General features: G+C 74.6%; 10 protein-coding genes. 1 reads left to right on the plus strand and 9 read right to left on the minus strand.

The features are described from left to right. Positions 1–69 precede the first annotated feature (69 nt). Complete coding sequence (locus tag ACFCLZ_RS13300) at positions 70–1,167, plus strand: M48 family metallopeptidase (protein WP_380285110.1); 1,098 nt, start codon at positions 70–72, stop codon at positions 1,165–1,167. A gap of 105 nt (positions 1,168–1,272) precedes the next feature. Here the strand turns inward: ACFCLZ_RS13300 and ACFCLZ_RS13305 are convergent, their stop codons facing one another. From ACFCLZ_RS13305 to ACFCLZ_RS13345, 9 genes are all read right to left on the minus strand, one after another. Next, a complete protein-coding gene (locus tag ACFCLZ_RS13305) occupies positions 1,273–2,337 on the minus strand; it encodes a hypothetical protein (protein WP_380285111.1) in 1,065 nt (354 codons plus the stop codon). Positions 2,338–2,505: 168 nt separating this feature from the next. Then, positions 2,506–3,078 carry a hypothetical protein gene (locus ACFCLZ_RS13310; protein ID WP_380285112.1) on the minus strand — a complete coding sequence of 191 codons (573 nt, stop codon included), beginning with the start codon at positions 3,076–3,078 and terminating at the stop codon, positions 2,506–2,508. 100 nt (positions 3,079–3,178) lie between these two features. Then, the gene (locus tag ACFCLZ_RS13315; RefSeq protein ID WP_380285113.1) at positions 3,179–4,501 is read right to left on the minus strand and encodes a glutamate-5-semialdehyde dehydrogenase; all 1,323 of its coding nucleotides are present in this window, start codon (positions 4,499–4,501) and stop codon (positions 3,179–3,181) included. A 225-nt stretch (positions 4,502–4,726) separates the two neighbouring features. Beyond that, positions 4,727–5,251 carry a hypothetical protein gene (locus ACFCLZ_RS13320; RefSeq protein ID WP_380285114.1) on the minus strand — a complete coding sequence of 175 codons (525 nt, stop codon included), beginning with the start codon at positions 5,249–5,251 and terminating at the stop codon, positions 4,727–4,729. Between the two features lie 141 nt (positions 5,252–5,392). Next, positions 5,393–6,529, minus strand: coding sequence for a glutamate 5-kinase (gene proB, locus ACFCLZ_RS13325; RefSeq protein ID WP_380285115.1), 1,137 nt, complete (start codon positions 6,527–6,529; stop codon positions 5,393–5,395). A gap of 221 nt (positions 6,530–6,750) precedes the next feature. Then, on the minus strand, positions 6,751–8,229 hold the full coding sequence (gene obgE / locus ACFCLZ_RS13330; RefSeq protein ID WP_380285116.1) for a GTPase ObgE: 1,479 nt from the start codon (positions 8,227–8,229) through the stop codon (positions 6,751–6,753). A 102-nt stretch (positions 8,230–8,331) separates the two neighbouring features. Beyond that, positions 8,332–8,589 (minus strand): 50S ribosomal protein L27, encoded by a 258-nt coding sequence (gene rpmA / locus ACFCLZ_RS13335; protein ID WP_030397425.1) that lies wholly within the window; start codon positions 8,587–8,589, stop codon positions 8,332–8,334. Between the two features lie 12 nt (positions 8,590–8,601). Further along, the gene (gene rplU / locus ACFCLZ_RS13340; RefSeq protein ID WP_380285117.1) at positions 8,602–8,916 is read right to left on the minus strand and encodes a 50S ribosomal protein L21; all 315 of its coding nucleotides are present in this window, start codon (positions 8,914–8,916) and stop codon (positions 8,602–8,604) included. Positions 8,917–9,136: 220 nt separating this feature from the next. Then, on the minus strand, positions 9,137–12,766 hold the full coding sequence (locus ACFCLZ_RS13345; protein ID WP_380285118.1) for a ribonuclease E/G: 3,630 nt from the start codon (positions 12,764–12,766) through the stop codon (positions 9,137–9,139). Between the last annotated feature and the right edge of the window lie 320 nt (positions 12,767–13,086).

The following is a 13,086-nucleotide window of genomic DNA, read 5'->3' on the forward strand; positions in this document are numbered from 1 at the left end:
TTGCAGGCGAAGACCAGCGGGGGCCGGCCGGGGGGCCGGGGCCGCCGTCGACAGGGAGGCACCCACACCATGACCGACACGACCGCGAAGACCCCGAGCCGGCGCCGCCAGCGCTTCCCGGAGATCTCGACCCGCGCCTGGGAGCACCCGGCGGACCGTTCGGCGCTCGTCGCGCTGCGCAAGCTGACCGGCTTCGACGACGTGCTGAAGAGGCTCGCCGGCCTCGTCTCCGAGCGCTCGATCCGGCTGATGTTCCTGGCCACCGCCGTGAAGACCTCGGAGCGGCAGTTCCCCGAGCTGCACGACATGGTCCGCGACGCCGCCTACGTGCTCGACCTCGCTCAGGTGCCGGACCTCTACGTCACCCAGGACCCGACGGTCAACGCCTACTGCATAGGCATCGACACGCCGGTGATCGTGGTGACCAGCGGTCTGGTGGAGCTGCTGGACGAGGAGGAGCTCCGCTCGGTGATCGGCCACGAGGTCGGCCACGCGATGTCCGGGCACGCCGTCTACCGGACGATGCTGATGATCCTCACCAACATCGCCACCCGGATCGCCTGGGTGCCGCTCGGCAACCTGGCGATCATGGCGATCGTCACCGCGCTCAAGGAGTGGTTCCGCAAGGCCGAGCTCTCCAGCGACCGGGCCGGCCTGCTGGCCGGGCAGGACGTCCAGGCCTCGATGCGGGCGCTGATGAAGCTGGCCGGCGGCCACAACCTGGCCGAGATGAACGTGGACGCCTTCCTGGAGCAGGCCGAGGAGTACGAGAAGGCCGGGGACCTGCGCGACGGCGTGCTCAAGCTGCTGCAGGTGCTGCCGCAGAGCCACCCGTTCGCGGTGGTCCGGGTCGCCCAGCTGAAGAAGTGGGCCGAGAGCGACGAGTACCGCTCCATCCTGGCCGGCGCCTACCCGCGCCGCACCGACGACCCGGACACCTCGGTCGGCGAGCAGTGGCGGGCCGCCGCCGAGCACTACACGGCCTCGGTGAAGGAGAGCAAGGACCCGCTGATGGGCCTCATCCGCGATGTCGCGGGCGGCGCGGCCACCGTCGGCGGCAAGCTCCGCGACACCTTCACGGGTGCCGGGCGCGGCAACGGCAGCAGCAACGGCAACGGCGCCGACGGCGGCGGCGGCAAGGACGCCGGGTCCGGCGACAACGGCTGAGGCCGAGACGCAGGCGCAGGCACCGCCCGCGGAAACGTTCCGACGGCCCCGGCCACCCGGCCGGGGGCCGTCGGCGCACCCCGCGCGCCGGCCACCGCGCCGGCCTCAGCCGCCCGCCAGGACCCCGCACACCTGCCAGGCCGGCCGCGCGTGGTTCCCCGGGTCCACCGCCTGCGGCCCGGCCGGCGGCGCGGTGGCGTCCGTGCCCGCCAGCACCGGCTGCACCACCCCGGCCAGCGAGCCGTCGCACGGCGCCGGCCCGGCCTGCAGCACCGAGTCCACCAGCCGCAGCTGGGCCGCCGCCAGGTCGACCCGGTCGAACTCGAAGGTCAGCTGCCGTCGCACGCTCTCCAGCGTGACCGGCGCCCCGCTCTGCGCCCCGGCCGGCTTCAGCGCGTAGACGAAGGTGTGGTCGGTGGTGATCCGCAGCGTGCTGCTGTCCGTCTCGTCGATCCGCATCGCGCCGGCCACCTTCACGGTGTCCGCGGCCAGCGCGACCTGCGCCGGGTCGAAGCGGACCAGCCAGCCGGTCAGCGCGTGGTGCCGGTCGTCGACCGGCTGGACCACGCTCGCGTCGAACTGGACCTGCTCGCCGGGGGTGACGAAAGCCCGCACCTCCGCGGTCGCCCCCTGCACCAGCACGGCGGGCGACAGCGAGGAGGCCACCAGGTAGCGCTGCACGGTGTCGAGCGCCTTGGTCACCTCGACCCGGGAGAAGTGCGCGGTGGCCGCTCCGGTCGGCGTCCCCAGCCCGACCGCGCCGTCGCTGTAGCCCGGCGGCAGGCCGACGAACGGGTTGGCCGGATCGGCGACCGGGTGGACCGCCGAGGCCGGGCTCAGCGCCACCAGGCTCACGGTCAGCTGGCTGCCCTGGGGGCGGGCGGTGGGTCGGACCGGCGAGCTGACCCCGAAGTAGACGGCGGCCCCGAACGCCAGCAGGATCACCAGCAGCAGCGCCAGCGCCTGCCGGGGCACCGTCCCCAGCGGGCCCAGCCGGACCTTCGGCCGGGTGGGCCGGCCGAACGCGCCGGACAGTCGCTCGCGCGCCGACAGCTCCTGGATCCGGGCAGCCCGGACGAACGATTCGTCGAAGACGACGGACCGGTACTCGTCATCGTTTCCGGAACCACCCTCGGGCGCACCCTCCGGGGGTTCGCGCGGGTCACCCATGACACCAGGGTAAGGCGCGGACTCGCCCCTCCACGAGGGTCCTGCCGCAGTTCACCGGAAACCCTCCGTGACCGGTCACGGCCGCCCCGGGGCATGCCGGTACGACACCCGGCCACCCCGCCGCCCGGCCCGCCGGCGTCCAACCTGCCGACGCCCGGCCCGTCGCGTTCAGCCCGTCGGCGCGGTGACCACGAGCGACGGCTCGGCCGGCGGCGCCGGGTCGACCCCGGGACTGCTGCTGCCGGACTCGGGCCGCCGGGGCGCACCGCCGGCCCCGCCCACGCCCTGGTAGATCGCCGCGACCGCCACCGCGACCAGGCTCACGCCCATGATCACGGCGAGCACCCAGGCCACCGGGCGGTGCCAGCGCTGCTGGGCGACGTACCGGCCGCGGCCGGCGCCGATGGGGTCGAAGCCGCCCGGGCGCCAGCGCCGCGAGCGCCGGCCGGGGCCGCTCCACGGATCGGGATAGCGGTGGTCGTCGTCGAGCCGGCCCGGGTACGGGCGCAGCTCCAACGGCAGTCCGTCCCCGGCCGGGGCGTCGTAGCCCCAGCCCGAACCGGCCGTGTCCGGCTCGAAGCGGGCCTCGGCGGCGGCGAGCTGCCGCTCCTTGGCCGTCGGCTCGTGCACGGCGGCGGACCGCACGAAGGCCTCGTCGAAGACCACGGTGGCGAACTCGTCGTCCGCACCACCGTGGTCGGCACCGTCGGGGTACGGCAAGCCCCCCACATCGTCAGCCACGGATTCAGCGTATTACCGGGCGGGCGATTTGTCTGGGGCTCGGGCCAGTTGGTCCGTCACTCGTGTGACGGCGGGCCGGCGGCGGCCGGGCCGGCCGGGCTCAGCCGGCGTCGGCGGCGCCGCCCACGGTCGGCGTCGCCGCGCCCCGGACGTGGCCGTCACCAGTGACGATGTACTTGGTGCTGGTCAGCTCGGGCAGGCCCATCGGGCCGCGGGCGTGCAGCTTCTGGGTGGAGATGCCGATCTCGGCGCCGAAGCCGAACTCACCGCCGTCGGTGAACCGGGTCGAGGCGTTGACGGCCACCGTGGTCGAGTCGACGAGCTGCGTGAAGCGGCGGGCGGCGGCCTGCGAGGTGGTGACGATGGCCTCGGTGTGGCCGGAGGTCCAGCGGCGGATGTGCGCGACGGCGGCGTCCAGCGAGGGGACGACGGCGGCCGCGATGTCGTACGACAGGTACTCGGCCTCCCAGTCCTCGTCGGTGGCGGGCACCACGGTGGCGGCGGAGCCCTCGGCGGCCTTCAGCACCGCGTCGTCGCCGTGCACGGTGACCCCGGCCTCGGCGAGCGCGGTGAGCGCGAGCGGCAGGAAGGTGTCGGCGATGTCCTGGTGGACGAGCAGGGTCTCGGCCGCGTTGCAGACGCTGACCCGCTGGGCCTTGGAGTTGAGCAGGATGCCCACCGCCATCGCGAGGTCCGCCCCGGCGTCCACGTAGACGTGGCAGTTGCCGGTTCCGGTCTCGATGACGGGGACGCTGGAGCCCTCGACGACGGTGCGGATCAGCGAGGCGCCGCCGCGCGGGATGAGCACGTCGACCAGGCCGCGGGCGCGCATCAGCTCCTGCACGGAGTCGCGGCTCTCACCGGGCACGAGCTGGACCGCGTCGGCCGGCAGCCCGGCGGCGGCGACGGCGTCGCGCACCACGGCGACCAGCGCGGTGTTGGAGCGGTAGGCGGAGGCGGAGCCGCGCAGCAGCACGGCGTTGCCGGACTTCAGGCAGAGCGCGGCGGCGTCGACGGTGACGTTGGGGCGGGCCTCGTAGATGATGCCGACCACGCCGAGCGGGACGCGGACCTGCCGGACGTCCAGGCCGTTGGGCAGGGTGTAGCCGCGCACGACCTCGCCGACCGGGTCGGGCAGGCCGGCCACGTCGCGGACGTCGGCGGCGATGGCGGCGATCCGCTCCGCGGTGAGGGTGAGCCGGTCGATCACCGACTCGGCGGTACCGGCCGCGCGGGCGCGCTCGACGTCCTCGGCGTTGGCGGCGGTGATCTCGGCGGCGCGGGCGACCAGGGCGTCGGCGACCGCCCGCAGCGCGGCGTCCTTCGCGGCGCGCGGCAGTGGGGCGAGCGCGGCGGCGGCCTCCCGGGCTCGGCGCGCTACGGCGAGGACGGGGCTGTCGGCGGTGGCGGGGTCGCTGCTCATGCGCCCAGGGTAGTGGAGGGCACCGGCCCTCCCCCGCCCCGTTTCATCCGGTGAGACCCCCCTTGTTACGGCTCGCTCGCCTCCGGGCCGCTCCGGTCCGGTGCCGACGGTCGGCGCTCCGATGCCCCTTCGTTCCTCAGGGGCCTCCTCGCTTCTCCCTCTCGGCACCGGCGCGGCCCTTCGGCTCGCTCGCCGTGCCCCTTCCGCCCGCGAGGCCACACCTTGTCAGTACGGGTAGACCCCGCCCAGTTGCGGGGGCGGGCCGGCGAAGCCCTCGGCGACGCGCTTGTGGTACGTCGACCGGTCCACCACCTCCAGGCCGACGATCTCCCACGGCGGCAGCTTGGCCGTCACCTTGTGCTCGCCCCACAGCCGCAGCGCGATCGCCGCCGCGTCGTGCAGGTCGCGGGCCTGCTCCCAGTAGCGGATCTCGGCGTGGTCGGCGGCGTAACGGGCGGTCAGGAAGAACGAGTGGTCGTGCGCCAGCCGCTCCAGACCGGCGCGCAGTTCCGACAGCGGGGTGACCGGCCCGGCCACGCTGAGCACCACGTGCCAGAGCCGGGCCTGCTCGGGCCCGGCCGGCGGTTCGGCGGCGGGGCGCCGCTCCGTCCGGAACCGGTGGACCGTGCCGGGTCCCTGCGTCGGCGGACCGGCCGGTCCGCCGACGCCGTCGTCCCCGCCGCCGTCGATGCTGGTCAGCCGTCGGCCTGCGGTTCCTCCGGTCAGCGCTGCCTCGCGCCTGCGTTCCACCGGCGGCCTCCTGTTCGGCGATGTCGTGTCGTCGTACCCGCCGGCCCCGGCCGACGCGCGTTCGACCGCGCCCCTCCTCGCCCGTGGCCGGGCGTGCTCCCCGTGCGGAGCCGCCCGCGCTTCCGGCGGTCCGACGGCCGGTCAGCCGCGCAGGACGACCAGGTCGTCGCGGTGGACGACCTCCCGCTCGTAGGCGGCGCCGAACTCCTGGGCCAGGTCCCGGGTGGACCGGCCGAGCAGGCGGGGCAACTCCCTCGCATCAAAGTTGACCAGTCCGCGCGCCACGATGTGGCCGTTTTCGGCAAGAAGGTCCACCGGATCACCCGCGGCGAACTCGCCGTCGACCTTGGTGACCCCCGCGGGCAGCAGCGAGGCGCCGCCGGAGACGACGGCCGTGACGGCGCCGGCGTCCAGGTGCAGGGTGCCGCGCGGGCTGCTGGCGTGGGCGAGCCAGAGCATCCGGTCGGAGGAGCGGCTTCCGGTGCGCAGGAACAGGGTGCCGGTGGGGCGGCCGGCCAGCGCGTCGGCGGCGTGGCTGGCGGCGGTGAGGACCACGGGGATGCCGGCGCCGGTGGCGATCCGGGCGGCCTCGACCTTGGTGACCATGCCGCCGGTGCCGACCCCGGCCTTGCCGGCGCTGCCGATCTCGATGCCGTCGAGGTCGTGCGGTCCGGCGACCTCGGCGATCCGGCTGGTGCCGGGGCGGGACGGGTCGCCGTCGTAGAGGCCGTCGACGTCGGAGAGCAGGACGAGCAGGTCGGCGCGGACGAGGTGGGCGACGAGGGCGGCCAGCCGGTCGTTGTCGCCGAACTTGATTTCGGCGGTGGCGACGGTGTCGTTCTCGTTGACGACCGGCATCGCGCCCATCGCCAGCAGCTGGTCGAGGGTGCGGTAGGCGTTGCGGTAGTGGGCGCGCCGGCTGGCGTCCTCGGCGGTGAGCAGGACCTGGCCGACCCGCAGGCCGTAGCGGGCGAAGGAGGCGGTGTAGCGGGCGATCAGCAGACCCTGCCCGACGCTGGCGGCGGCCTGCTGGCGGGCGAGGTCCTTGGGCCGCTTCTCCAGGCCGAGCGGGGAGAGGCCGGCGGCGATGGCGCCGGAGGAGACGAGCACGATCTCGGGGGCGTCCGAGCGCGTGCGGACCTTGGCGAGGGCGTCGACGAGGGCGTCGACCCGGTCGGCGTCGATGCCGCCGGCGGCGGTGGTCAGTGAGGAGGAGCCGACCTTGACGACGATGCGCCGCGCGGTCAGCACCTCCGCCCGCAGTTCGTCCTCGCTCATCTCGGGTTTCGCCCTTCCGGTGTGGTGCGCTGGCGGCGGGCCCGGGCCCGGCCGTATCCCCCGCAATCTACGCGATCGGCGCACCCGGGCCGCACCCCGTTCCAGCGGCCGGACGGCGCCCCCGAAGGCCCCCGGGCGCCCGACTCCCCGTCAACGGCGAAGCCCCCGACGCCCGTTGGAAAGGCGGCGGGGGCTCACCCGGATCATGGACCGGACCGGGGTCAGTGGTCCTCGTCGTCGCCCTCGATGGCGGCCTGGCGGCCGGAGGAGAGCGCCTCGAAGGCCAGGTACTCGGCCTCGGCGGCGTCCCGGCCCTTCTGCTTCTCGCGGCGGCGGTCGACGGCCGGGCGCGGGCTCTCGAGGCGGTGGTCCTCACCGCGGCGGCCGAGCATCTCGGCGCCGGCGGCCAGGGTCGGCTCCCAGTCGAAGACGACGGCGTTCTCGTCGGGGCCGATGATGACGGTGTCGCCCTCCTGGGCGCCGATCTTCCACAGCTCCTGCTCGACACCGAGGCGGGCCAGCCGGTCGGCGAGGTAGCCGACGGCCTCGTCGTTCGAGAAGTCGGTCTGGCGCACCCAGCGCTCGGGCTTGCCGCCGCGGATGCGGTAGGCGCCGTCCTCCTCGGTGATGGTGAAGCCGGCGTCGTCCACGGCGGTGGGCCGCAGCACGATCCGGGTGGACTCCTCGACCGGCTTGGCGGCGCGGGCCTCGGCGACGATCTGCGCCAGGGCGAAGCTGAGTTCGCGCAGGCCCTTGCGGGAGGCGGCGGACACCTCGAAGACGCGGTAGCCGCGCTCCTCCAGGGAGGCGCGGGTGAGGTCGGCGATGTCCTGGCCGTCCGGCACGTCGATCTTGTTGAGGGCGACCAGGCGCGGGCGGTCGTCGAGGCCGCCGTACTGGGCGAGTTCGTCCTCGATGGTCTCCAGGTCGCTCAGCGGGTCGCGGCCGGGCTCCAGGGTGGCGCAGTCCAGGACGTGCACGAGCACGGAGCAGCGCTCGACGTGGCGCAGGAACTCCAGGCCGAGGCCCTTGCCCTGGCTGGCGCCCGGGATGAGGCCGGGGACGTCGGCGATGGTGTAGACGGTGTCGCCGGCGGTGACCACGCCGAGGTTGGGGATCAGGGTGGTGAACGGGTAGTCGGCGATCTTCGGCTTGGCGGCGGAGAGCACGGAGATCAGCGAGGACTTGCCGGCGCTCGGGTAGCCGACGAGGGCGACGTCGGCGACGGACTTGAGCTCCATGACGATGTCACGGGCGTCGCCGGGCTCGCCGAGCAGCGCGAAGCCGGGGGCCTTGCGGCGGGCGGAGGCGAGTGCGGCGTTGCCGAGGCCGCCGCGGCCGCCCTGGGCGGCGACGAAGCTGGTGCCGTGGCCGACCAGGTCGGCGAGCACGTTGCCCGTCTTGTCGAGGACCACGGTGCCGTCCGGCACGGCGAGGACGAGGTCCTGGCCGTCGGCGCCGGTGCGGTGGCCGCCGGCGCCGGGCTTGCCGTTGGTGGCCTTGCGCTTGGGCGAGTGGTGGTACTCGAGCAGGGTGGTGACCTGCGCGTCGACGACGAGGACGACACTGCCGCCCTCACCGCCGTTGCCGCCGTCCGGGCCGCCGAGCGGCTTGAACTTCTCCCGGTGCACGGAGGCGCAGCCGTGGCCCCCGCTGCCCGCGGCGACGTGGAGTTCGACGCGGTCCACGAAGGTGGTCATGGAAGTGCCTCCGATACGAAGAAAAATGGTTCTGCCTGCGGTAAAGCGCGAAGGGTGGACCGGAACATTCCGGCCCACCCTTCAGTGTGAGTCAGGTGTGACTCAGGCCTCGACGGCCACGATGTTGACGACCTTGCGGCCGCGGCGGGTGCCGAACTGCACGGCACCGGCGGTCAGCGCGAACAGGGTGTCGTCGCCACCGCGGCCGACACCGGCACCCGGGTGGAAGTGGGTGCCGCGCTGGCGGACGATGATCTCGCCGGCGGAGACGACCTGGCCACCGAAGCGCTTCACGCCGAGGCGCTGGGCGTTCGAGTCACGGCCGTTGCGGGTAGAGCTTGCGCCCTTCTTGTGTGCCATCTGGCTATCCCCTTACTTGACCGAGTCGATGCTGGTGATGCGCACCGCGGTGTGCCGCTGGCGGTGGCCCTGACGACGGCGGTAGCCCGTCTTGTTCTTGTAGCGCAGGATGACGATCTTGTCACCCTTGGTCTGGTCGACGACCTCGGCGTGGGCCTTGATGCCGGCCAGCACCCACGGGTCGGAGGTGACGGCCTCGCCGTCGACCACCAGGATGGTGGAGAGCTCCACCGAGTCACCCGGCTTGGCCTCGATACGGTCGATCTCCAGCACGTCGCCGACGGCGACCTTGTGCTGGCGGCCGCCGGCGCGAACGATCGCGTACATGCGGTACCTACTTTCCCAACTCGGTCGGAGCTCCTGATGCCAGCCACCTGGGTACGGACACAGGGGACCTCTCCCAACAGGACTCTTGCGAGACCAGGGAGGTGATGTGCTCGGGAGCAAGGCGTAGACACGCCAGTGGTCAAGAATACGGACCGGCCGCCTCAGGGGCAAACCGGCCCGTACGGGTCCGGGGCGGAGGGTGTCCGCCCCGGACCGGGCACTACTCGGCCGCCGTATCACCCTCGGCGGCCGCCGCCTTCTTGGCCGCCGCGCTCGTCCGCTTGGTGGCGGTCTTGCGGGCGGTGGTCTTCTTCGCCGCCGCCGCCGTCGTCTTCTTGGCGGCGGTGGTCTTCTTGGCGGCGGTCTTGCGGGCCGCCCGCTTCTTCGGCGCCGGCGCCTCCTCGGCGGGCTCCTCGGCCGCGGCCGGCTCGACGGGGGCCTCGGTGACCGGCTCGGCGGGGGCCTCGGCCTCGACGGCGACCGGCTCGGCCACCGCCTCGGCGACGACCGCCTCGACCGGCTGCTGCCCGCCCTCGGCCTGCGCGGCCGGGCTGACGGCCGCGAGGGCCGACTCCAGCGCCGCCTCGGCCTTGGCCTGCAGCACCACGATCTCCGCCTCGCCCGGCGCGCCGGCCGGGGCCGTGGCCTTGCGCACCGCCCGGCGGCGGGGCCGCCCGGTGGGCGCGGCGGCGGGCGCCGGCTCGACCGGGGCCTCGACGACCGCGGCCTCGGCCGGCGGCTCCTCGACGCCCGGCACCTCGATCGCCAGCTGGCCCTCGATCTCCTCGCGGACCGGCGCCTCGGCGGCCTCGACGACCGCCTCGACGGCCTCCAGCGGCTCGACTGCCTCGACGGCCTGCGCCTCCTCGTGCGCCGCGCCGCCCTTGCCCCGGCGCCGGCGCTTGCCGCCGCCCGAGCCCGCCTCGACGGCGGCCGCGCCGCCACCGGTGTGCGCGTGGGCGCTCGGCTGCTCCATGTGGACGATCACACCGCGGCCGTTGCAGTGCACGCAGGGCTCGGAGAAGGACTCCAGCAGACCCTGGCCGACCCGCTTGCGGGTCATCTGCACCAGGCCCAGCGAGGTGACCTCGGCCACCTGGTGCTTGGTCCGGTCCCGGCCCAGGCACTCCAGCAGGCGGCGCAGCACCAGGTCGCGGTTGGACTCCAGGACCATGTCGATGAAGTCGATCACGATGATGCCGCCGAGGTCGCGCAGCCGCAGCTGGCGCACGATCTCCTCGGCCGCCTCGATGTTGTTGCGGGTGACCGTCTCCTCCAGGTTGCCGCCCTGGCCGACGAACTTCCCGGTGTTGACGTCGATGACGACCATCGCCTCGGTGCGGTCGATCACCAGCGAACCGCCGCTGGGCAGCCAGACCTTGCGGTCCAGCGCCTTCATCAGCTGCTCGTCGATCCGGTAGGTGGCGAAGACGTCCACCTCGGAGGTCCACCGCTGGAGCCGCTCCGCGAGGTCCGGGGCCACGTTGGAGACGTAGTCGTGGATGGTGTTCCACGCCTCGTTGCCGGAGACGATGACCTTGGTGAAGTCCTCGTTGAAGATGTCGCGGACGACCCGGACGGTCATGTCCGGCTCGCCGTACAGCAGCGCCGGGGCGTTGCCGGACGCGGCCTTCTTCTGGATGTCCTCCCACTGCTGCTGCAGCCGCTGGACGTCGCGGGTCAGCTCCTCCTCGGAGGCGCCCTCGGCGGCGGTGCGCACGATGACGCCCGCGTCGTCCGGGACGATCTTCTTGAGGATCTGCTTCAGACGGGCGCGCTCGTTCTCCGGCAGCTTGCGGGAGATGCCGGTCATCGAGCCCTCGGGCACGTAGACCAGGTAGCGGCCGGGCAGCGAGATCTGGCTGGTCAGGCGGGCGCCCTTGTGGCCGATCGGGTCCTTGGAGACCTGCACCAGCACGGACTGGCCGGACTTCAGCACGGACTCGATCCGGCGCGGGCCGCCGTGGCCGCCGAGCGCGCCGAAGTTGACCTCGCCGGCGTACAGCACCGCGTTGCGGCCCTTGCCGATGTCGACGAAGGCGGCCTCCATGGACGGCAGCACGTTCTGGACCTTGCCCAGGTAGACGTTGCCGACGTACGAGGTGGCCTGCTCCTTGTTGACGTAGTGCTCGACGAGCACGCCGTCCTCCAGGACGCCGATCTGGGTGCGCTGGCCGTTCTGGCGCACCACCATGACGCGCTCGACCGACTCCCGGCGGGCCAGGAACTCGGCCTCGGTGATGATCGGCACCCGGCGGCGGCCCAGCTCGCGGCCCTCGCGGCGGCGCTGCTTCTTGGCCTCCAGGCGGGTGGAGCCCTTGATGGACTGCACCTCGTCCGGGTCGAAGGACGGCTCGGTGGAGCGGCGGCGCGGCTCGCGCACCTTCACCACCGTGCGGACGCCGTCCTCGGTGGTCTCGGCAGTCTCGACGGCGCCGGTCTCACCGCTGCGGCGGCGACGGCGGCGACGGCGGCGGGACGAGGACAGGCCGGCGGCCAGGTCGTCGTCCTCGTCGTCCTCGTCGGCGACGGCCGGCTCCTCGGCGGTGGACTGCTCGGTCTCGGGCCCCTCGCCCTCGGCCTCCTCGGCCTCACCGCGACGGCGGCGGCGGCCGCCCCGGCGGCGACGGCGCGACGGGCGGCCGTCCTCCCACTCGTCCTCGGCCTCGGGGCCGGTGGCGGGGGCCTCGACGACGGCGGGCGCCTCGACGGGCGCCTCCTCGACGGCGGGCTTCGCGGCGGCGGGCTTCTCGACCGCCGGCTTCTCGACCACCGGCTTCGCGGCAGCGGGCTTCGCGACGGCCGCCTTCGCGGCAGCGGCCCGCGAGCGCGCCGGGGTCTGCACCCGCACCGAGGTACGGACGCGGCGACGGCGGCCGACGCCGCTGTACTCGAACTCCTCGTCCTCCCCCGGCACGGCCGGCGCCTCGGCGGCGGCCGGCTGCGGGGCGGCCTGCGCGGCCGACGCGGCCGACGCGGCCGAAGCGGACGGAGCAGCCGAAGCGGCAGGGGCGCTCGGGGCGACGTAGGAGGCGGGCTCCTGGAAGACCGGCGCCTGGAAGATCGCGGTGGACGGGCGGACCGCGCGGCGGCGCACCCGGTGCGGCGGCTCGGCCTCGGCGGCCGGCGCGGGCGCGGGCTGCTCGGCGGCGGGCGCCTCGACGGCGGGCTCCTCGGCCTCGGGCTCCTCGGCCGCCGGCTCCTCGGCGGTGGGCGCGGTCTCGACCACCGGGGTGGCCTCGACCACCCGGCGGCGGCGGGCACGGCGCGCCGGGGCGGCCGGGGCCTCCTCGGCGGGCGCCTCGACAGCGGCCGGCTCGGCGGCGGGCTCGGCGACGACCTGCACCGGCTCCTCGGCCGGCGCGGCCTCCGCCTTCTTGCGGGTCCGGCGGGCCCGCACGGGCTTCTCCGCCTTCTCGGCGGCCTCGGCCTCGGCCTTGTCCGCCTTCTCGGTCTTCTCCGCCTTCGCGGCCTTCGGAGCCTTGCCGGCCTCGGCCACGACCCCCGTCTCACCGGCGTCCGGCGCGGTGACCAGGATGGCGGTGTCCTCGGGCGCACCGGCGGGCGCCTCGGCGCGCTTGCGGGTCCGGCGGGCGCGCACCGGCTTCTCCGCGACCGGCTCGGCCGCGGGCGCCTCGGCGGCCGGCGTCTCGGCCGGCTTCACCTCGGCCTCGGCCGCGATGACCGTCTCGGCGGCCTCCGCGGCCGCGCCCTGCGGCGCTCCGGCCGGACGGGACACCGCCCGGCGGCGCCGGCGCGGCGGCGCGGCGGACGCGCCGTCGCCGCCGGCGGCGGTGGTGTCGTTCTGTTCCGTTGCCGCAGACTGCTGCGGATCGGTGTTCTCGAGCATGCGGGTGGATCTCCCGTCAGGCCCCCGGGCTCCGCATCCGGGCACGGCGCGGCACCGGTGGCCGGCCGGCATCACGACGATGCTCGGGCCGGACCCTTTCACGGTGCCGCCGCGCGGACGCGAGGCCGCACAGGGGCTCGTAGTCTCGCTCGGCGCCCCGCGCTCGGCGGGGTGTCGAAAGTCTTCTGGTCTGACCAGTCTTCTGAGGTTTTCCCAAGCTGCGCCGTCCCCCAACCCCGGGTGGCTCCCGGACGGGGTCCTCGGGCCCACCGACCGTCGGGGTCGGCAGGCGGCAAGAGGCCGGCCTGTGCTTCGACGAC

The sequence above is a fragment of the Kitasatospora purpeofusca genome, assembly GCF_042691725.1.
GTDB classification, from domain to species: domain Bacteria; phylum Actinomycetota; class Actinomycetes; order Streptomycetales; family Streptomycetaceae; genus Kitasatospora; species Kitasatospora purpeofusca_B.